Source organism: Corynebacterium sp. HMSC064E08, from assembly GCF_001811805.1.
GTDB lineage: Bacteria > Actinomycetota > Actinomycetes > Mycobacteriales > Mycobacteriaceae > Corynebacterium > Corynebacterium jeikeium_D.
Map to the genome: position 1 here is coordinate 242,748 of NZ_KV806700.1, position 19,462 is coordinate 262,209.

Sequence of the window (19,462 nt, forward strand, 5' to 3'; positions counted from 1 at the left end):
CCGTTAGTCGTCCGAATCCTCCGGATCGCGAACTACATGCAGGTGACCGCGCACGGATTTCCGCGTCGACGGGTGACGACTGGAATCAATCTTGTAGGTCTGCGGACGGTTGTCGACCTCATCCCGCAGCACCAGGCCAGTCGCGTTGCGGCCAGCTTCACGGACGGCTTCGGCCAGTGCGGTCAAATCATCATCGTCCTGGGCGGGCGTCGGCACGTCGTAACGCACGAGCTCCCAACCCAGCGGTGCGGTGATGGAACGCGCGTGCTTCTCACAGAGATCCCAGCTATGCGGTTCGGACGCGGCGGCGAGCGGACCCACCACAGCCGTCGACTCCGCGTAGGCATACGTCAACGTAGCTACGGCAGGTTTGCCACAGCCGGGCCGGCAACAACGTCTAAAAACACTCACGGCATCAAAGTCTAGACCCTAACTTTAAGTTTCGATAGTTTTTCTCCCACTCGGGCGTTTTTCGCTTTCCGACGCTCCCCCGGGGCACCCCAGCCTTACCCAGTAAACCTGCGACATGGCCGGAAGCTGGCCTCACCCACGTTGACGATCCGACCGATTAAGCTCAACAAATATGAATTCATCGGCTTATACTCCGCGCTCTTTGCGACGCTCACTGCGACGCGGTCGCGGACCTCGGGGACCTCTGTTGCCACCAGAGGTACCCCGCTGGAAGAGCCGTTCGGAAGCTTTTGACCAGGCGGTTATTGACGCCTACGCCCCATTGGATCAGCGCTGGTCCCGACAACTGTCACACCTGGACATCGCCATCGATACGATTCCTCGCATGCAGTTACGCCCGGACATGTACTTCCCGGAAGAGATTGTCGCTGACGGACCTGTACCGCTGGGACGGCTTATCCCCGCTGGCATTGACCGCGTAGGCAACCCCACCCGCCCCTGCGTAGTAGTGTTCCGCCGCCCCATTGAGCGCCGTGTCTCGGGCCGAGTGGAACTCGACCAGATGCTGCAATATGTACTGACCCGCCTGGTGGCGGTATATCTGGGCATTGATCCGGTTGAGGTGGACCCTAGTTTCGACGAGAACTTCCTGTAGAAAGCTTTCTTCTAAGGAGCTCCCTAGAGACCGGGTTAATAGACAAACAGTGTGTGATTCTCAAGATAGTAACTGGTCAGGCCCCATAAATTACCGGCTGCACGCGTGAATACGGGCTGCAAATGTGAAACTGTGTGAGTTTATGACACTTTCAGGCCATTTTTTTGGGTCATTTTTGTCATAAACGCAGTCAGTAACTCGGATTGAGGGCTAAGCGGTAAAAGGGTCCACCCGGCGACATGCTGAGCGGACATACTTTTGTCTATTAGCCCTAGAGGGCGGAGAAAAACTCGTTCAACGAAAAATCCCCCAGGGTATTACCCAAGGGGAAACTGCGAGGTCGAGCGAAGGATAAAATACAGACCCGGCTGCCCTAGCCAATCTGCCGCTTCAAACGGCGGCGCTCACGCTCAGAGAGGCCACCCCAAATGCCGAAGCGCTCATCATGCTCGAGAGCAAACTCCAGGCATTCATCTCGCACACCACAAGCACGACAAATACGCTTTGCTTCGCGAGTGGATCCACCCTTCTCAGGGAAGAAAGCTTCTGGATCGGTCTGGGCACACAGAGCTTGCTCCTGCCAGTCCTGATCGACGGCTTCAAACAACCCCGAAAGGTCATCTGCCCACTCTGTCAACGGCCGAGGCTGGTTTTCAGAGGAGCTATCATTCACAGCGATGTCACCCGCATTCGTCTCACTATCCACAGCAGAGCCGCCATCAAACATGCTGGACTTTTCCATGCCGAGGGCCTCCTGATGGTTGTTGCTGCGGGTCTTTAAATTGGGCTTAGTGTGCGAAACACACATTTGTGATTACACACGTGTAACCCACCATCGGTCAAGCCGAATAGAGAATTTGCCCCAATACTTTTCATTGCCCCTGAAGCCCCTCCCCCCGCGTTGGGGATTAAGTTCAGGTTGAAGGATGGCGCCCGAACCCTAAACCTGCCACCTGAACTCAATCACATTCGCCACATGCCTCTCACCAGCAACTTTGACGACACTTCGGCAACTCTAATCAGATATTGCCGACAAAAGTCTGACACGCCGAAGGCTGCAGACTAGACATCCGTCGAAAAACGTACTCCGTGATCGGGGATCTGGACGCCCGGCCACACGCGGATACCGTTAATCAATTCACAGCGCGCACCAACGACGGCACCCTCGCCGATAATGGCATCACTGATGACCGTTCGCGGGCCGATATCGGCGCCATCGGCAATCACAGAGCGCTCGATCACAGCACCGGCACCGATGCGTGCGCCGTCGAAGATCACCGATTGATCAATCCGAGCTCCCGCACCAATCTCCGCCCCACGGCCGACAACAGAGCCACCGTAGAGAAGAGCACCGCCACCGACCGACGCAGATTCGTCGACAAGCGCTTCGCCGTGCTTACCCTCTAGGAGTGGTGACGGCGCGATACCGCGGACCAAATCGGAGGAGCCGCGGACGAAGTCACCCGGAGTCCCCATGTCACGCCAGTAGGCGTAATCAACGTGACCGTAGACGTTCATACCGCGGTCAAGCAGCGCTGGGAAGATTTCACGTTCAACGCTGATGGGGCGACCAGCCGGAATCGACTCGATAATCTCGCGGCGGAACACGTAGATACCGGCATTAATCTGATCGGTCGGCGGATCCTGGGTCTTCTCCAGGAACTCCAGGACGCGCCCATCCTCATCGGTCGGAACACAGCCGAACGCGCGTGGATCCGGCACACGGACGAGGTGCATCGTAACGTCCGCATCCTTCTCCGCGTGGGTGCCCAACACCGCGCGCAAGTCGGTACCGCCGAGGACATCGCCATTGAAAATCATTGCGGTGTCATAGCGCAGCTTGTCTAGGACGTTTCGGATACCGCCACCGGTTCCCAACGGCTCAGCCTCAAAGACGTATTCAATTTCGAGACCCAAATCCGAACCGTCGCCGAAGTGTTCTTCAAATACTTCAGCTCGGTAGGAGGTGCCCAATACCACGTGCTTCATACCTGCTGCACGAATGCGGCCAAGCAGATGCTCCAGGAATGGATGCCCTGCCGTGGGCAGCATCGGCTTCGGCGTATTCACGGTAAGGGGACGCAAACGCGTACCTTGCCCGCCGACCAGAATGACAGCGTCAGTCTGTTCAGCCAACGTGGCTCCCGCCTGCTGTGCAGCATCCGCTCCCGGCTGGAAGGCGGAGCCATGCCCAGCACTCGGACGAACTTCGGTAGTCATGAAATCGGTAACTTTCTTCGATGGATCATTCCAACAGTTAATTAATTCCTACGCTTTTTGACCGCGATTATGACTTTGCCACGCAGGAACAGCCCCAAACGCAATGCCAGTCGCACAGGTGCCAGCGCCGGCCCCGGCAGGCGATCTGACATAAAACGGTATGCCGACTCGTGATGGGCCTTTACGGTAATTTCCGGGTGCTTACTGGCAGAATGTCCCTGCGCGTGACGTATCTCTGCACGGGGACAGAAAACATTGCTCCAACCGGCCTTGCCCAGTCGGTCACCCAAATCCACGTCCTCCATGTACATGAAGTAGCGGGTATCAAAGCCATCAATCTGGTCGAACGCATCCCACCGCAGCAGCAGGCATGCGCCCGACAACCATCCCGCCGATCGCTCACGATCCATATCCGTGTCATCCCGGTAGTGACGTGAGAAAGGGTTAGTAGGCCAGATATCGGCAAGCAGCGCGTGTCCGATACCGCTGACAAGTTTAGGAACCGCGCGTGCCGACGGGTACACGCTGCCATCCGCCTCGCGAATCAGCGGACCAATCGCTCCAGCTTTGGGGTTGCGCTGCGCGCATTCCAACAGAACATCGATTGCGCCAGGGGCAAACACCACGTCAGGGTTGACCAGCATGACGTAATCAGGATTGATTTCACCAGCACGGCGAGCCCGCCCCAGCTCCGCAATGCCACGGTTGGCGGCCGCGCCATAGCCAATGTTGCCGCCGGTACGCAGAAGCTGAACATCCGCTCCGGTCTCCTTGGCCCGAGCTTCTTCCTTCTCCACGGAACCATCCGTCGAGCCGTTGTCGGCCATAATCAGACGCGTGGAGGCACTGGCGGCGGGGCCCAGCGAATCCACCAGCTTGCTCAGGTGCTCACCGGGCGAAAAGGTCACGGTGACCACACCGAGCGGAAGCTGCGAGGGTTGCGGGGAATTCGAGGTTGCATTCACAAACCTAGACCCTAGGTCAGGACAGCACGCAAAGTGTCCTGCCACTCCGGAAGCGCATGTAGACCTACCTCACTCCATGCCGAACCATCCAACACGGACCAGGCCGGCCGCGGGGCCGGACGTGGGAACTCACTGCTGGTACAAGCCGCCACACGCTGCGGATCGTGACCGGTGAGCCGAAACACTTCGCGAGCCACTTCGAACCATGTCGCCTCACCGCTGCCCGTGACATGGAAGGTGCCGGTCGGTGCGCTGCTCGGTTCGGACAACACACGTTCGGACAACTCCCAGACAGCTCCGGCGAGATCACCGACAAATGTGGGGTTTCCGTGCTGATCGTCAACGACCTTAATAATTGCCGGATTGCCTTTGTCGTCAGTCGCCGTCTCTGCCAGACGCATCATCGTGGAAACGAAGTCCTTGGCCTCCGGCTGTGTGGGCCCCGACCAGACCCACGCCGTGCGCAAAATAGCGAAACGCGCACCCGAATCACGCACATTATTCTCCCCCACTAACTTGGTACGTCCATACATAGTCCGAGGCGCGGTGAAATCATCAACTCGCAGCGCTCGGCGCTGCCCCGTCATCTCATCGACTGCTACATCACCGAAGACATAGTCGGTGGAGATGTGAATGAGATACGCGCCTTCTTTTTTCGCCCGAGCCGCCAAGTACTTCGGTCCAAGTGCATTGATAAGGTGCGCCGAACCGGGATCGGATTCTGCGCCATCGACATCGGTCGCCGCTGCCGCGTTAATGATGATGTCGACGTCGTCAAGCAGAGGCGTTGCCTCCACAGCAGCCGAATCAGTGATATCCAACTGTGCCCGCGTAAGAGCGAGCACCTCAACATCGGCGGCGAAAGAATCACACTGAAGCGCAGTACCCAGCTGTCCCGCCGCGCCAGTTATGGCGACAATGGGACGCCGCGAGTTGCTGTGGGTTGGTCCAGGAGTGGCGAAATGCGAGACTGAAATTTCAGACATATTCTTCTTTATCACTATCGTAGATACGATTGACACTGTGTTGAGGTGTAACCGCACACGGTTGGACGGTTAAGGTTTATGTAGTTTCCGCAGCTGCTTACTGCGCTCCACGATGTGTGGAATGCCCACGCAGACATGCAGCACAAATTATATTTTCGAAAAACGGTTTAAGAGGAGCCCCGGTTTGAGCAGCCACACGCCACGCGCGCGTCACGCACGCGATATTCAAGCGCCACCGTCCTCTGCAGAGAGTACAGCCCAAGCTTGGCCGCCGATGCTACGCAATGCGCTTGTGCTGCTCTCAGCCATTATCCTGGTTATTTCCGCAGTTGGCTGGTGGACACTTGGTAGAACCACCGACAACTTGGGTTCGGGTGGCGACTTCGGTCTGGGCAGTGAGAAGGACGGTGCAACCGATATTCTGCTCGTCGGCTCCGACTCTCGCACCGATGCCCAGGGCAACCCCCTGACTCCGGAAGAAGTTGAGCTTCTGCGTGCCGGCGACGAAGAAGCCACGAATACAGACACGATTATTGTGATTCGTGTTCCTGCCGATGGTTCTTCAGCGACGGCAATTTCCATTCCGCGCGATACCTATGTCCACACCAATCGCCTAGGCAACACAAAGATTAATGGTGTCTACGGCAACACAAAGCAGATGGTCGAAGAGGAACTCGCAGGAAGCGGCGCCTCGCCGGAAGACATTGAGCGTCGCTCGACCGAGGCCGGACGTAGAGCTCTAATTGAAACCATTAGCGATCTCAGCGGTATCACTGTTGACCACTACGCAGAAGTTGGCCTGCTCGGCTTCGTCCTGCTCACCGATGCCATTGGTGGTGTCGATGTATGTCTGAATGAGGCTGTCTACGACGAGTTCTCGGGTGCAGATTTCCCAGCGGGCTCACAGACATTGAAGGGCGCCGACGCGCTCTCATTCGTCCGCCAGCGCCATGGTCTGCCCCGCGGTGACCTCGACCGAATTACTCGCCAGCAGGTCTTCATGGCCTCGTTCACCAATAAGCTGCTCGGCGCTGGCACGCTGTCTAATCCCGCGAAGCTGTCTGAACTGGGCAACGCCGTCCAGCGTTCGGTGGTGCTCGACGACAACTGGGATGTCACCGGATTTGCCACCCAGATGCAGGGCCTCAGTGGTGGCAACGTGAAGTTTGAAACTATCCCGGTGACCTCGATTGACGGTGTCGGTGACTATGGCGAGTCGGTGGTCACAATCGATAAGGGCCAGGTTCACAAGTACTTCGAGACCCTGCTGGGCACCAAGGAAGAAAAAGCTCCGGCGAAGGAAGAAGACGAAAAGAAGGCTGACCCCAACGCGGCTGAAACTACGGTCAGCGTTTACAACGCCACAGGCATTGAAGGTTTGGCCAGCGGCGTCTCAGGTTTCTTAACGGAAAAGGGCTACACCCAGGGCGAGGTCGGCAACGCTGAGTTCGCCGGCGTTGCCTCCAGCCAGATCAATGCGGCTGACCCAGAGGATCCGGCAGCGCAGGCCATCTCTGAGGCACTCGGTGGCGTACCGATTGTCCACGATCCATACCTCGATCCGCACCACATCTCAGTGACAATTGCCGGTGACTACGAAGGCCCGGGATTGACATCAGAGGGAATGGCCGCTGATTCGGGCGACGGTGCCGAACCCGCGCCTGAAGTCGAAGATGGTTCCAATGGCGATGTCATCGGCCAGGAAGGCGGGGCAATTCCGCAGGAAGATCGCCCCGCTATCGACGCCGCCGGCGTGACCTGCGTGAACTAGGCCCGTCCCTTCGGGGAGACCTCAGCGACATGTTCGATGAGGTTATATTCCTCAATTGCGGCCAAGGACTCCTTGGCCTCCTGTTCGTCCAGCACGTTCATGATGAACCCGTTCTGGACGAACACCCAATCACCTGCCACCAGCTCAGGCACGTACATTGCCGAGCATTGCCGCTTCTGCCCCGCCATATCCACCGTCGCCATCGGCAATGGACCATCGGCGATTGCCAAAACCCGGGCAGGAATTCCAAGACACATCGTGTTACTTCGTCCTCTCCACTACAGTCGGGGCGTCCGCCGAACCAGGGCTATCCGTTGTTATATTGTCCGCAGGTGCACCGGCATGTTCCTGCATCGTGAATGTCATCACTCCCGCAGGTGCCGAACTACACGGTAGGCACGGATCAGCGGCCCAGATGGACTTCTCGACCCCCGCAGTCTCCCCGCCACCGCACAGCTGCTCGGTAAGCATACGCGTCAGCCAGGGTTCATTCTGCGCAGTCGGTGTCATAATCTGACAATCCGTAATGATGCCGTCAGCTCCTGCCGTATAACGATGCACTAACAGCCCACGTGGCCCGTCAATCATCCCGACACCGCTGCGAGGTTCTTCAAAGTCAGCATTCTCAATCGCCGTCGCAGCATTCGGATTGCACACATGGTCGCCGAGCAGCTCCCCGTCGGCAAGCACCCGCTTCGCCCAGGCCACGGTGTCGGCGAGAAGCTGGCGTTGGGCGTCGCGTGGGCTGATTCCACGCTTATCGACGACAACCTGCCTGGAGACCGGCCCCACCCGGTAGAAATCTGCCCGCTGACCTTCACAGCCATCCTTGCCCAGCTCCTTCGAGGCATCAAACACCGGTCTGGGAGCGGCATCGCCCGGACGGGATTCCCAAACACGTGTAGGCCAATCAGCAGCCGGGAAAATCTGCGCTGCGGTATCGGTGTCGTGCCGCGCGACTGCCAGGTAATTTCCCAGCGGAGCAAGTTCACCGTCAGCGTCGACGACTGCGACGTCGAGACCGTCAAAAGTATCCGTCCAAGCATCAGAAGCATCGGGGGCGGCAAGAAGCTCCACTTCCTTGATTACCGCCGTCTCAGCCAGCGCCTCCAGAGCACTTTCGGCCTCAGAAACAAGCGTCTTATCCACTGCCGCGCGCACACCGCCGGGGACGGCGACATCTGGGAAATGCGACGGTGCCCCCGCTGCACGCATCAGAGCTTTTCCGGCACGCTTCATTGTCCGCGCCCCCTCGCGGTCGACGGCCACAAACTTGGTCGCTAGATTATCCAAGGTCGACCCGGCCGCCAGCAGCTCTCGAATCAACTGTGCGGTTCGGGGAATGTCGGAAATCCTGTAGAGGTCCTCCACCGCCCGTACACCTGCAAGATGATGCACAACCGGGCACAGGCCACACAGCCGCTTGGTGATATCTGGCACATCTAATGCCTGCTTGCCCACGAGCATCCCGTCGATACGCGGCAGCCCTGAAAGGTCGAAGGACACCTGTGTGATGGCGCCGTTGTCATCGCGATAGACATCCAGTCGTGCCTCGAATGGGTCAACAAGCTCATCGAGCTGGATGTGCTGGGTAACCGGAACGGATTTGGATGACATGGTCCGCCTGCGCCTCCTTCGCGCTGAGTGCTTCGCCATAATGGTATCTGTGCATGAGCTTGGATTGTTGACCAGCGTGGTGGAAAAGATCGCCGAGGTCTGCCCGGGACGCACCGTGACAAAGGTGTCAATGCGTGTCGGCGACCGCTCCGGGGTCGTCTACGATTCCCTCATCGCCGCATGGCCTGTGGCCAGTGCCGCGACGCAGTGTGAGGGCGCCGAGTTAGATGCCGAGCTCATTGTCTCGACGGTCTACTGCCCCACCTGCGAGGCCGAGCATGAAATTGATGAATTCTATGCTCTAACCTGCCCTGTCTGTGGCACACCTACTGCGGATTTACGGCACGGCCGCGAGTTTGAAATCTCCAGTATTGAGGTCAACGCTGAGGGCGAGGGTTAGACGTCACTGTCGCGCTCGTCGGCAAGCCAGCTGTCGATGAGCTCACGCGCAACCTCAGTCGCCTCCTCAATGCCGCCAAGTGCCGTGTTGCTGAGCCCCACCACCATGTCGGCAGACTCGTAGACCACTCCCACCACACCGACGCGCTCAGGCTCCTGCCCCAGCAGTCGCGCCGCGGTGAGCAAATCCAGCAAGCCGACCTGATGCGCGGACAGCTTTGCCGCCAATAGTCGCGGGATCTGGTCACCGACGAGCTTGACGACGGTACCGGGATCCCCCGGACCAGCGAGAGCGTCGAGTAACAATAGGTTCTTGGCCTCCTGCACGATGGGCAGCAACTCCATACCGCAGGTGCCACCATCGATGTAGGCAACCGCACCCGTCCATTCGTCCCCTCGCCCGGCGAGGTTCGCAGGATCATCGAGGTTGGAGGGCGACCAGACCAGATGCGCAGAATCCCCAGCCTGCGTTGTCTGCCCCATGCCTGCAGATTCCAGTTCTGGGGCAAGACGCCTCAGCAGCTCGAGACCAATGCCGTCGTCGCCCATGACGGGGTTGCCGATGCCAAGAACCGTCACCAACGGAGTGCCAGCATCAGCACCGGTGACTGCGTCGGACACCTTATCGTTACCCAATGATCTCCTATCCAATGCGTGGAGAGTCAACCGGTTGCGTGCCGCGCGGTAGCCAGACAGAGCCACCAATCATCGAGGACAGACCACCGTGGTTGTGCACCGCATCGGAGCGGATGACCAAGTAGACGTGAATGATGGCGAAGAGCCAAATCAGGTACATGATGATTGTGTGAATCAGGCGGAAGTAGCCGATGCCAATCCAGTGCGTCGGCATAGCCAGCAGCTGGAAGAACCAGTTGGACTGATCCATCATCGCGTATAGCGACAAACCTGTGAGCATCTGAATGAAACACATCGCATAAATGCCGGTGTACGCCAGCTGCTGCAGCGGATTGTGTGCGAAGTAGAACGGCCCTTCCTTGCGCAGGAAGAGGTAGTACTGCATCGTGTGCCAGAGGTCTTTAACATCCTGCTTGTTATAAATCGGCCATAGCGCACGCCATCGTGTTTGTCGGTCGTGGGTAACAAACAGCAGAATGACACGCCACAGCCCCACCGCGATCCATAGGAATCCGGCTAAGAAGTGCGCGAAACGGACATATCCCATCGCGAAGCCCGCGGCCGAGCCGTCATAGGTGCGCTCGGTCAAATAGGGCTGCATGATGTACCAGCCGGTAAAGGTCATCACCAACATCAGCGCCAGGTTCAACCAATGCTGAACGCGCAGCGCCCATCCCCACAGGTGAACCTCGACCCACGAACCGGAACCCTTTTTGTTTTCCGCAATGGCCTCGTCGAGTTTCCGCAGCCCCATTGCCACGAATCCTTCGAAGATGAACTCTCCGATGAAATTTCCGTCTTTGTCAATGGGCGCAAGCGCGACGCCCATACTGCGGTGCCCGCGACCATGGTGCATGTTCGCGTTACGACGAAGTAGAACGCCTTCCTCACGGGACATCGTGGATGCCTCAACGACCGCATTCAATTCACCGCGCATGATGGCGACATCGACCGTTTGATCCGCAATGTTGAGGCCGTGCACCTTGGCGATGGAGTAACGGCGGTCAGGTGTTGCCGGGTCGTAGGAATCCGGGGTCAGTTTCATCAGTGGCGTGCCGTCGAGATGGAAAAGATCGTCACGACGACGACGCAAACTGACCTTCAGCGCAAGGTCGACAGGATCGCGGGAGTCGTCCGGGACAATTGCTGCGGCCTGAATGACCTCGGATGGCGACAACCAGTGGCTGGTGTGTGCGTCAATAACCGCAATAACCAGGGGGTTGCCCTTGGAATCTTTTAGTCGCAGTTCCGGATTTTCACTCACTGGGGGTGTCATGCCGTCGTCACCTTAAACATTTCCTGACCAGCCGGATCCAAAATGTGGACTGCGCAGGCCATACATGGATCGAAGGAATGAATCGTGCGAAGTGGTTCAAGCGGCTGCTCGGGATCAACCAGCGGATGTGTGCCATCGCCAGCCAGCGCGTGCTCGTATGGGCCAAGCTGCCCCTTCGGGTCACGGCCACCGGCCAGCCACGTGGTGGGAACCACGGCTTGGTAGTTGGTCACCTTGCCATTTTCAATTTTGACCCAGTGGCTGAGCATGCCACGAGCGACCTCGAGGAAGCCCACGCCCTGGCACTTTTCCGGCCACGTGGTCGGCTCCCAACGGCTGTTGTCGAAGACATCGATGTCGCCGTTCTTCAGGGCCTCAACGAACTCCGGGAAAATGTGATCTGCCAAGTAATTGGCGGTGGTCACAGACTCCACAGCACGTGCGTAGGTGCGTCCCGCAGTGGAGTTCATCTGTTCAATGCGCAGGTCGAGCTTATCCATGACCTCGTCGACCAGGCGCATTGTCTCCGGCTCCTTCTGCAGGTATGCCAACAGCACACGAGCAACCGGGCCAACTTGAACAGCGCGACCGTCGTAACGCGGCGCCTTCGACCAGGTGTACTTTTCATTGTCCGACAACCACTCGTACGGCGGCTTCGGGCCGGTGTAGTTCACAGTTGTTTCGCCGTCGTACGGCTTGAGGCCGACATCATCGCCGGCTTCCTGCGTATACCAGGCGGAGTTGATGAATTCCTCGATCTTTTCCGGCTGGAATGGGTGGAGCTTGGTGTAGTCACCGTCGAGAATGACACCGGGCTTGATGTTTGGATGCACGGTCTGGACACGGGACTTAGCCGGGTCGCCGGAGTAAGTGGCGCCGGCCATGCCTACCGCCAGGAAGCTGTCGGAGGAGCGACCGATGTCGAAGTAGTCCTTGTAAACGCTCATGATGGCGACTGCATCTGGGTAGAAGCAGTCATTGACGAACTCCACGATCTCGTCGATCCAGGACTTGATCTGATCAATGCCGACTTGGTTGACCGTCTCAGAGCGTTCCGGGTCGATGGAGCACGCCATGCCTCCGACCAGGAAGTTCGGGTGTGGGTTCTTACCGCCGAAGACGGTGTTAATGCGGATGATAGAGCGCTGGAAAGCCAAGGCGTCGAGGTAGTGCGACACTGCCATCAGGTTGGCCTCGGGCGGCAAGCGGTAGTCCTCATGTCCCCAGTAGCCGCCGGTGAAGATGGACAGCTGGCCGGAGTCCACAATGCCCTGCACGGTCTCCTTGACCCGGGCGAAGGTTTCTTCGTTATTGCCCTTCCACGTCGAACCGATCGACTGCGCGAACTCAACGGTCTTCTTCGGATCGGCCTCGAGAGCCTTCGTGACATCAATCCAGTCCAGACCGTGAAGATGGTAGAAGTGCACGACGTGGTCGTGAATCTCCTGCGAGCCAATCACCAGGTCGCGAATACGACGTGCCTGCGGGGGCGGTGTCGAGCCAATGGCATCTTCGACAGCGGCAATGGACGCCACCGAGTGAGTACCCGTGCACACACCACAGATACGACCAACGAATGCCCAGACATCGCGAGGATCGCGGTTTTTCACAATGGTTTCGATACCGCGGAACTGAGTAGTCTCACTCCACGCGGTTTTGATCTGGTCTCCCTCGCGTTCCAGCTCAATGCGAAGGTGTCCCTCGATTCGGGTAATCGGGTCGATTACAACTTTTTCCGTAGCCATGTCCTATGCCCCCTTAGTTGTCCTTCGAATCGGATGCTGTCTCGCTCTGCGTGCCTGGTGAGTTTGAAGGAAGGTCGACCATCGGTGGCTTCCGGCCTTCCACACCACCAAACGCAGCCAACACCTTTTCTTCGCCGTTGGAGCGCCTTATCTTCAGTTCCTTCACCAGTGTGAGTCCGCCATGGACCGCGGCACCCGCGGCAGTGGCAGCCAGCAGTCCAACGCCGACCGTGTTCACGCTGGACTCCACTCCAATACCCGGGATTCCCGGCAGCTTGTCGTAGAACGGAGTGAACTGGTCGAAGAAGTCCTTCTCAGTACAGCCAATACATGGGTGACCAGCACCAATTGGCCAACCGGACTTAAGGTTCCACTGCACGATTGGGCATGGGCTAAACGTGGATGGCCCCTTACAGCCGACCTCGTAAAGGCACCAGCCGTTTCGTGCGCCCTCGTCGTCGAAGGTTTTCACGAACTGACCGGCATCGTAATGCGCGCGACGCGGACAGGAGTCGTGAATACGCTGGTCGTAGGCAAACTTTGGCCGCCCCTCAGCGTCGACCTCCGGTGTCTTGCCATAAGTGAGTACGTACGTCAGGGTGGCCGTAATCACCTCACCAATCGGCGGACAACCAGAGACGTTAATCACCGGCTTGTCCTTGATAATCTCATCGACACCCTTGGCACCGGTCGGATTCGGCTTAGCAGCCTGGACAGAACCCCAGACTGCGCAGGCACCAACGGCCAGGATTGCCGTGGCCTTCTCAGCAGCCTCGAGCAGCACCTGTTCTGCCGACTTACCGCCAATGGTGCAGTACGCACCGTTCTCGCCGGTCGGAATCGAGCCATTGACCACCAGAATGTGATCCTCGGCATTCATGTCGTCCAAAGCCTTTTCAGCCGCATGCCCGGACGGTGCCATGAGCAGCTCGTTGTAGTCCATCGAAACCAGGTTCAGCACCACATCTTCAGCAGTGGTGCCTCCTGAACGCAATACGGATTCCATACATCCGGTACATTCCTGCAACTGCAGCCAAGCCACCTTCGGCTTCTTTACAGCCGAGAGCTTATCTGCGATTTCCTCCGCCGAGGGAGTCAGTGACTGCGCCGCAGCCTCACCGACATTCGGAGTTCCGGCGGCAAAAATTGCCGCCATAGTGCCACAAAACTTCATGAAACTGCGCCGTGAGACACCAGCTCTAGCGAGGTTTTCGCCGAGGGTCCCTTCCTGCCAATTCGCGCCACTAATCATTTTTGTCGCTGCGCCTTCTGCTTAGTTATTAGGAATATTGGTTTCGAGGTTTTACAACTACCAAGGCCCATTGCCTATACATGGCCAAGTATAGCGACCTAAGAACAACCTGAATAATGGTGCTGCGCTGCGGTTATAACAAAATAATATGCAAGATAAATGTTGCGTAAATATAGCTCCAGGTACAGGTAATGAACGTGAAAAACCGCCGCAGATTACAGCGGGATATCACCTATCCCCCACTAAGGTGGAGCGAAGCGAGGGGGTAGCGGGGCCGTCGTCAAGCATGCCGTGACGCCCCCATTGCTTCACGACGGCCCCCGGCGCGCGCTTAATCAACCAGCGCAGGGTTGACCCAACGGAGCCATTCGTCGATGCCCTCCCCGGTCTTAGCGGAGACCTCAATCACCTTCACGCCTGGATTGACCTTTTCCAGGTTGGCGCGGAAGAGCTCCATGTCGAAGTCAAGGTACGGGGCAAGGTCCATCTTGTTGATAACCACTACCTGCACAGAGCGGAACATCACCGGGTACTTGACCGGCTTATCCTCCCCCTCGGTGATGGAGTAGACCATTGCCTTGCGAGTCTCGCCGACCTCAAACTCAGCCGGACAGACAAGGTTTCCCACATTTTCAATCATGACCAGGTCAAGCGTGGCCAAATCCAGCCCCCCGAGCGCGCGGGAGACCATCGGGGCGTCCAAGTGGCATTCACCACCGAATCCGTTGCCCGTGTTCAGCAGCGAAATCTGTGCCCCGTAACCCTCCAGGCGGTCGGCATCGAGAGCCGTCTCAATATCACCCTCGATAATGCCGACGCGCAGCTTTCCCTGCGCAGCCGCCAGTGTCTTCTCCAACAGCGCAGTCTTGCCTGAGCCCGGGGAGCTCATCAGGTTGATGGCTTCCACGCCATGTTCAGCAAGCAGCTCGCGATTATGCTCCGCGCGATGGTCGTTTTCGCTGAAGATGTCCTCGAGGATGGTCACGCGTTCCACGCCGGTTTCATAACCCGAATGGTCGCCGTGGCTAGTGTCATCGGGATCGGCGAGATGAACGTGGTCATGGCCGTGATGGTGGTCATGGTCGTGGTCATGATGATGGTGGTGATGGTGGTGTGCGTCATCGCCGTCATGCCGGTGGAAACGTCCCATGATAAAACCGTCTTTCCTACTTGTGCGTGTCGACGTCGATGTCGACGATTGTGAACTCTTCCCCCGAGATTACGCGTCCTGGCTTTCCGCACGTGGGGCACAGCAGGCCATCGAGTGGCCCCACCTGTTCGCGATGCCCGTGCGCGCATTCGACAACCGCAGGTACCCAGTCAATATCCAATTTCGCGTCCCCCAAACCGGTATCGTGACTGACGAAATCCCACGCGTATGAAAGGGTTTCTGGCACAACCTGCCGTAGAGCGCCTATCCGCAGGTGCACAGTGCGTACAGTTCGACCTTCGGCTGCTCTCGTGACAACCTTCGCTAACTGCATGCTCAACGCTACTTCGTGCACAATCTCCAAACTAGCAGTGCGAACGGACCCGAGCCGCTTACGTAAAGTTGAATGCATGGAAAAGGCAGGCGCGACCGGAGCGGGGATGGGTACGAGCATTCAACGCATTCGCTGGCGTATCGAAGGTATCGTCCAGGGGGTCGGATTCCGCCCTTTTGTCGCCACCATCGCCCGGCGCGCGGGTCTCGTCGGCTTCTGTGGCAACGATGAGCAGGGCGTATTCATCGAGGTAGAAGGCCCACCGGACGCCCTCGCTGCCTTCCGCAGCCAGCTTTTCACCGAACTGCCCGCGCTTGCCCACATCATCAATCACTCCGCCGAGCACATCGCGACACTGGGCCATGAGCGCGAGTTCACCATCGTGCCCTCTCGCCACAGCTACTCCGGCCGCGCACTGCTTCCGCCCGACACTGCACTGTGCCCGGACTGCCGCCGTGAGTTTTTCGACCCTACCAACCCGCGCTACCTCTACCCTTTCATCTCCTGCACCAACTGCGGACCGCGCCTGTCCATCATCACTGAACTGCCCTACGACCGCCCGCGCACCACTATGGCGGCCTTTCCGATGTGCACCCCGTGCGAGCGCGAGTACACCGACCCCACCGACCGCCGCTATCACGCCCAGCCAATCAGCTGCTTCGACTGCGGCCCGCGTCTGAGCTGGCACGATGCAGGCGGCACCACCACCGCCACCTCCCGCGAGGAGGTTCTCGCGCTCTTTCGTCGCGCACACGCACTGCTTGACGACGGCGCCCTGCTCGCCGTCAAAGGTATTGGTGGTTTTCACCTGGTCTGCGATGCCACCAATGACGCTGCCTGCGAGAAACTGCGGATGCGCAAGCGTCGACCCGACAAACCGTTGGCGGTAATGGCTCCCACTGTTGACACCGCTGCCCAACTGGTTGAGTTAACTGAGCAGGAGAAGCGTTTTCTCGACTCCCCTGAGGCACCGATTGTGATTGCACCGAAGCAGCGGTCGGGGCCGCTTTCCAATCTCATCGCACCGGGTCTCGACAGCTTCGGGATTATGCTTCCGTACTCAGGCATTCACCTGTTGCTTTGCGATCGCCCACTCGTTGTCACTAGCGGCAACCTCAGTGGCGAGCCCGTGTGTACCGACAATGCCGACGTGCTGAAGAAGCTCGGTCACATCGCCGACGCTTTCATCCTCCACGACCGCGAAATCCACGTACCCGTTGAAGATTCGGTTTTCATCAGCACCGCCCCATCGCGCCGGTCCCGCGGCTTCGCTCCCGTCCCCGTTTCAATCACGCCCACCGATTCTCGTAGCCACACTGGCCCTGCCCCTGGCACTGGCCCTGGCCCTGGCCCTGGCCCTGGCACCAGCGTCCGGAGCACGTCCCAACCCACCATTTTCGCGACCGGCGGAGAGCTGAAGAACACTTTCGCTATCGCGCATGGGGACCTCGCTCACGTCTCCGCGCACATTGGCGACATGGGTTCGTGGGCCAGCCAGAAGGCCTACCAGAGAGCAGTTGACCAGCTCCTTTCCATGCGCGATGCGACCCCGGACCTTGTCGTCTGCGATCTTCATCCGGGCTACGCCACGACCGCCTTCGCCGAACGCTTCGCCGCCGAGCACGACATCGAACTCCTCGCAGTTCAGCACCACTTCGCACACGCGCTCTCCCTACTCGCGGAGCACCGTCTCCTCTCCCCCAATGCGGGTCATGCAGTTGTCGCCACTCTCGACGGGACCGGCTATGGCACCGATGGCACCATCTGGGGCGGCGAGATCCTCACGCTCAGTCGCAGTTCCACAACCTGGGAACGCACCTGGCACTGCCCCACTTTCCCGTTGGTCGGAGGCGATCGCGCCGTCACGCACCCGTGGCGGCTCGCCCTCGGTCTCGCGCACGAGTGGGAGCTTGACGACGACCACCTCCTGCGCAACCTCTCAAACGAGCGCGAAGTAACCCTGGTTGAAAGCCAGTTGGCGACGGGAGTTGGCACAGTGCAAACTTCATCTCTCGGCCGCATATTCGATGCCGCCGCAGCTCTGCTGCTTCCTCGCTGGCGCGGTGGCGGGGCCATCAGCTACGAGGCGCAAGCGGCCATGGAGTTGGAGGCAGCGGCGACTCGCTACGTGAGGTCACATGCGGAAGCGCTTGAAGCGGTCAGTTCAGAGACCAGACCAGTGCCCCTCCAGGAGGTTATCCGGGAGGCGGTAGCATCGCCCGACGCTGAGCAGGCCGCATTTGTGTTTCACTGTGGGGTCGCGGGTGTCGTCGGCAAGCGATTGGTGCAGGCTGCGGAGGAAGCCGGCACCGATGTTGTCGGCGTCAGCGGGGGTTGCGCGAATAATGCGCTGTTGATGGAGCTGCTGCGGCGCGAAGTTGCAGCTGAGGGCTTTACTCTGTTGCAGCATCAAATTGTGCCACCGGGCGATGGCGGCTTGAGTCTTGGCCAGGCGATGGCCGGTCGCCTGCTGGCGGCAACCGGCATGGATGTCTAGCAGATGCGCGGCAGCGGATCGCCGACCAACATGTCCACCATGCGGGTGCCGCCGAATCCGGTGACCAGTACCACGGAAGCGGCGGGCTCGTCCTCGATGGAGCCGATATCACAAGCCTCGGAAGCCCCGGCTGCGTGGAGTGCACTGAGCGCTGCCTCGGATTGCTCGGCGGGGACAACGGCGACGAAGGTGCCTTCATTGGCGACGTAGAGCGGATCGATGCCGAGCATGTCACAGGCGCCACGGGTCATTTCACGGACTGCAATGGATTCGTCGTCAAGCACGACACCAAGACCGGTGCCACGGGCGAGCTCGTTGGCGACCGTGCCGAGGCCGCCGCGGGTGGCATCGCGCATCCAGCGAGTGCCGGGTGCAGCTTCAAGTAGCGCTTCGACCAGACCGTTGACAGCGCGGGTATCGGACTCAATAGGCGCGGCCAGAGCCAAGTCGCCGCGGGCGAGCATGACGGCCATGCCGTGATCGGCGATTGGACCGGAGACGAGGATGCGGTCTCCAGCCTCGATGTTTGCGTAGACAGATCCTTTCGTAGCGGCACCGGCGTAGTCGCCGCGGACCACGCCCACCCCGGCCGTGGTGATGTAGACCTGGTCACCTGCGGCCTTCGGCACAACCTTGGTGTCGCCGGCGACGATGCTCACCCCTGCGGCATCGGCAGCGGTGCGCATACTCGCCACAATGCGGCGCAGAGTCGCGATCTCCAGCCCCTCTTCCAGAATGAACGATGCGGTCAGCGCCAGGGGCCTGGCTCCGGCTACCGCCAGATCGTTGATCGTGCCGTTGACGGCCAAATCGCCGATGTTGCCGCCCGGGAACTCGATGGGATTGACCACATAGGAGTCGGTGGACATTGCCAGCCGCGCCCCGCCATGTGCAGAAGCTGCCGCAGCTTCGACGACGGCATCGGCAGCGAAGAGCCCGGAGTCGCCACCCTGCCCTAGAATTTCATTGCCATAGGCGTCGAAAAAGACCTGTTCAACCAGAGCTGCGGATGCCTTTCCACCGGAGCCGTGTTGCAAGGTGACGTAGTCGTCGAGAAGCCTGAACGGACGTGCCCGAACGCGACCAATATTGGTGTTTACCTTGGCTTCGTTGGTGTTCAGACGATTCTTCGGCTGCATGCTCACTATCCCTAACTTCACAGCTGGTGGCGGACAAAACTGCTTGCGTCACTCGTCCTTCGAAAACGAGGCTCGCTGCCTCTGATGGTAGTCTCGATAAGTATTGCAAACGAGGAGAAGCGTATGTGTCTTGGTGTCCCTGCTGTCATCACAGAAGTCCACGATGCTGCCCGTGCAACAGTGGAGATTGGTGGCGTCGCACGCATGATTTCCACCGATTTACTTGTTGACGAGAACCTCACCGCCGGTGACTGGGTTCTCGTACATGTCGGTTTCGCCATGAGCAAGATCGACGAGGAAGAGGCCAGACTCTCGCTCCAGCAAATCAAACAGCTAGGCGGCGACACTTACGAGGATGAGCTGGAATCCTTCTCATCGTCACAGATCAACTGAGGGGCTGGACGGCACC

At 59.0% G+C, this 19,462-nt stretch carries 19 protein-coding genes; 5 read left to right on the forward strand and 14 right to left on the reverse strand.

Annotation, left to right across the window (positions count from 1 at the left end; all coding sequences use genetic code 11):
- Positions 1–3 precede the first annotated feature (3 nt).
- A complete protein-coding gene (locus HMPREF2820_RS06695) occupies positions 4–411 on the reverse strand; it encodes a DUF3499 domain-containing protein (RefSeq protein WP_070603454.1) in 408 nt (135 codons plus the stop codon).
- Between the two features lie 172 nt (positions 412–583).
- On the opposite strand from HMPREF2820_RS06695, the gene HMPREF2820_RS06700 reads away from it, so the two are divergent.
- Entirely contained in the window at positions 584–1,066 is a 483-nt protein-coding gene (locus HMPREF2820_RS06700) for a metallopeptidase family protein (protein ID WP_070549737.1), read from the forward strand.
- A gap of 373 nt (positions 1,067–1,439) precedes the next feature.
- Here the strand turns inward: HMPREF2820_RS06700 and HMPREF2820_RS06705 are convergent, their stop codons facing one another.
- From HMPREF2820_RS06705 to rfbD, 4 genes are all read right to left on the reverse strand, one after another.
- Positions 1,440–1,808: a WhiB family transcriptional regulator gene (locus HMPREF2820_RS06705; RefSeq protein ID WP_005510060.1), complete on the reverse strand. Its 369-nt coding sequence runs from the start codon at positions 1,806–1,808 to the stop codon at positions 1,440–1,442.
- Positions 1,809–2,128: 320 nt separating this feature from the next.
- Entirely contained in the window at positions 2,129–3,286 is a 1,158-nt protein-coding gene (locus HMPREF2820_RS06710; protein ID WP_048731655.1) for a mannose-1-phosphate guanylyltransferase, read from the reverse strand.
- A gap of 41 nt (positions 3,287–3,327) precedes the next feature.
- On the reverse strand, positions 3,328–4,251 hold the full coding sequence (locus HMPREF2820_RS06715) for a glycosyltransferase family 2 protein (protein ID WP_070438459.1): 924 nt from the start codon (positions 4,249–4,251) through the stop codon (positions 3,328–3,330).
- Between the two features lie 11 nt (positions 4,252–4,262).
- A complete protein-coding gene (rfbD, locus tag HMPREF2820_RS06720; RefSeq protein WP_070603456.1) occupies positions 4,263–5,237 on the reverse strand; it encodes a dTDP-4-dehydrorhamnose reductase in 975 nt (324 codons plus the stop codon).
- A 184-nt stretch (positions 5,238–5,421) separates the two neighbouring features.
- Here rfbD and HMPREF2820_RS06725 point away from each other — a divergent pair, with 184 nt between their 5' ends.
- A complete protein-coding gene (locus tag HMPREF2820_RS06725) occupies positions 5,422–7,008 on the forward strand; it encodes an LCP family protein (RefSeq protein WP_048731647.1) in 1,587 nt (528 codons plus the stop codon).
- Here HMPREF2820_RS06725 and HMPREF2820_RS06730 read toward each other — a convergent pair.
- Together HMPREF2820_RS06730 and HMPREF2820_RS06735 are read right to left on the reverse strand one after the other, a co-directional pair.
- The gene (locus tag HMPREF2820_RS06730) at positions 7,005–7,265 is read right to left on the reverse strand and encodes a HypC/HybG/HupF family hydrogenase formation chaperone (RefSeq protein ID WP_070603458.1); all 261 of its coding nucleotides are present in this window, start codon (positions 7,263–7,265) and stop codon (positions 7,005–7,007) included. The genes HMPREF2820_RS06725 and HMPREF2820_RS06730 overlap by 4 nt on opposite strands.
- Before the next feature lie 4 nt (positions 7,266–7,269).
- Positions 7,270–8,625 carry a nickel-dependent hydrogenase large subunit gene (locus HMPREF2820_RS06735; protein WP_070603460.1) on the reverse strand — a complete coding sequence of 452 codons (1,356 nt, stop codon included), beginning with the start codon at positions 8,623–8,625 and terminating at the stop codon, positions 7,270–7,272.
- Positions 8,626–8,665: 40 nt separating this feature from the next.
- Here HMPREF2820_RS06735 and HMPREF2820_RS06740 point away from each other — a divergent pair, with 40 nt between their 5' ends.
- A complete protein-coding gene (locus HMPREF2820_RS06740; RefSeq protein ID WP_016422189.1) occupies positions 8,666–9,025 on the forward strand; it encodes a hydrogenase maturation nickel metallochaperone HypA/HybF in 360 nt (119 codons plus the stop codon).
- Here the strand turns inward: HMPREF2820_RS06740 and HMPREF2820_RS06745 are convergent.
- The 6 genes from HMPREF2820_RS06745 to HMPREF2820_RS10700 all read right to left on the reverse strand — a co-directional run bounded on the left by HMPREF2820_RS06745 (position 9,022) and on the right by HMPREF2820_RS10700 (position 15,537).
- On the reverse strand, positions 9,022–9,606 hold the full coding sequence (locus HMPREF2820_RS06745) for a hydrogenase maturation protease (protein ID WP_049191165.1): 585 nt from the start codon (positions 9,604–9,606) through the stop codon (positions 9,022–9,024). The two genes, HMPREF2820_RS06740 and HMPREF2820_RS06745, sit on opposite strands and share 4 nt — an antisense overlap.
- 61 nt (positions 9,607–9,667) lie before the next feature.
- Positions 9,668–10,936, reverse strand: coding sequence for a Ni/Fe-hydrogenase, b-type cytochrome subunit (gene cybH, locus HMPREF2820_RS06750; RefSeq protein ID WP_083308447.1), 1,269 nt, complete (start codon positions 10,934–10,936; stop codon positions 9,668–9,670).
- Positions 10,933–12,681, reverse strand: coding sequence for a nickel-dependent hydrogenase large subunit (locus HMPREF2820_RS06755; protein WP_070438472.1), 1,749 nt, complete (start codon positions 12,679–12,681; stop codon positions 10,933–10,935). Before HMPREF2820_RS06755 ends, cybH begins: the two co-directional genes overlap by 4 nt.
- 13 nt (positions 12,682–12,694) lie before the next feature.
- Positions 12,695–13,933 carry a hydrogenase small subunit gene (locus HMPREF2820_RS06760; protein ID WP_070603462.1) on the reverse strand — a complete coding sequence of 413 codons (1,239 nt, stop codon included), beginning with the start codon at positions 13,931–13,933 and terminating at the stop codon, positions 12,695–12,697.
- A gap of 331 nt (positions 13,934–14,264) precedes the next feature.
- Positions 14,265–15,083 carry a hydrogenase nickel incorporation protein HypB gene (gene hypB, locus HMPREF2820_RS06765; protein WP_070603464.1) on the reverse strand — a complete coding sequence of 273 codons (819 nt, stop codon included), beginning with the start codon at positions 15,081–15,083 and terminating at the stop codon, positions 14,265–14,267.
- A gap of 16 nt (positions 15,084–15,099) precedes the next feature.
- Positions 15,100–15,537, reverse strand: a complete 438-nt coding sequence (locus HMPREF2820_RS10700) for a hydrogenase maturation nickel metallochaperone HypA (protein ID WP_306297366.1) — start codon at positions 15,535–15,537, stop codon at positions 15,100–15,102.
- Here HMPREF2820_RS10700 and HMPREF2820_RS06775 point away from each other — a divergent pair.
- Positions 15,494–17,914: a carbamoyltransferase HypF gene (locus HMPREF2820_RS06775; protein WP_083308448.1), complete on the forward strand. Its 2,421-nt coding sequence runs from the start codon at positions 15,494–15,496 to the stop codon at positions 17,912–17,914. The two genes, HMPREF2820_RS10700 and HMPREF2820_RS06775, sit on opposite strands and share 44 nt — an antisense overlap.
- Here the strand turns inward: HMPREF2820_RS06775 and hypE are convergent.
- Entirely contained in the window at positions 17,911–19,053 is a 1,143-nt protein-coding gene (gene hypE / locus HMPREF2820_RS06780) for a hydrogenase expression/formation protein HypE (RefSeq protein ID WP_070603471.1), read from the reverse strand. The two genes, HMPREF2820_RS06775 and hypE, sit on opposite strands and share 4 nt — an antisense overlap.
- A gap of 123 nt (positions 19,054–19,176) precedes the next feature.
- On the opposite strand from hypE, the gene HMPREF2820_RS06785 reads away from it, so the two are divergent.
- The gene (locus HMPREF2820_RS06785) at positions 19,177–19,446 is read left to right on the forward strand and encodes a HypC/HybG/HupF family hydrogenase formation chaperone (protein ID WP_049172773.1); all 270 of its coding nucleotides are present in this window, start codon (positions 19,177–19,179) and stop codon (positions 19,444–19,446) included.
- The last annotated feature ends 16 nt before the right edge of the window (positions 19,447–19,462 follow it).

Coding starts and splice junctions, on each gene's coding strand:
- HMPREF2820_RS10700 (WP_306297366.1), bottom strand. CDS start 15,537: ATGCTCGTACCCATCCCCGCTCCGGTCGCGCCTGCCTTTTCCATGCAT.
- hypB (WP_070603464.1), bottom strand. CDS start 15,083: ATGGGACGTTTCCACCGGCATGACGGCGATGACGCACACCACCATCAC.
- HMPREF2820_RS06760 (WP_070603462.1), bottom strand. CDS start 13,933: ATGATTAGTGGCGCGAATTGGCAGGAAGGGACCCTCGGCGAAAACCTC.
- HMPREF2820_RS06700 (WP_070549737.1), top strand. CDS start 584: ATGAATTCATCGGCTTATACTCCGCGCTCTTTGCGACGCTCACTGCGA.
- HMPREF2820_RS06735 (WP_070603460.1), bottom strand. CDS start 8,625: ATGTCATCCAAATCCGTTCCGGTTACCCAGCACATCCAGCTCGATGAG.
- HMPREF2820_RS06740 (WP_016422189.1), top strand. CDS start 8,666: ATGGTATCTGTGCATGAGCTTGGATTGTTGACCAGCGTGGTGGAAAAG.
- HMPREF2820_RS06755 (WP_070438472.1), bottom strand. CDS start 12,681: ATGGCTACGGAAAAAGTTGTAATCGACCCGATTACCCGAATCGAGGGA.
- HMPREF2820_RS06785 (WP_049172773.1), top strand. CDS start 19,177: ATGTGTCTTGGTGTCCCTGCTGTCATCACAGAAGTCCACGATGCTGCC.
- rfbD (WP_070603456.1), bottom strand. CDS start 5,237: ATGTCTGAAATTTCAGTCTCGCATTTCGCCACTCCTGGACCAACCCAC.
- cybH (WP_083308447.1), bottom strand. CDS start 10,936: ATGACACCCCCAGTGAGTGAAAATCCGGAACTGCGACTAAAAGATTCC.
- HMPREF2820_RS06775 (WP_083308448.1), top strand. CDS start 15,494: ATGGAAAAGGCAGGCGCGACCGGAGCGGGGATGGGTACGAGCATTCAA.
- HMPREF2820_RS06730 (WP_070603458.1), bottom strand. CDS start 7,265: ATGTGTCTTGGAATTCCTGCCCGGGTTTTGGCAATCGCCGATGGTCCA.
- HMPREF2820_RS06710 (WP_048731655.1), bottom strand. CDS start 3,286: ATGACTACCGAAGTTCGTCCGAGTGCTGGGCATGGCTCCGCCTTCCAG.
- HMPREF2820_RS06705 (WP_005510060.1), bottom strand. CDS start 1,808: ATGGAAAAGTCCAGCATGTTTGATGGCGGCTCTGCTGTGGATAGTGAG.
- hypE (WP_070603471.1), bottom strand. CDS start 19,053: ATGCAGCCGAAGAATCGTCTGAACACCAACGAAGCCAAGGTAAACACC.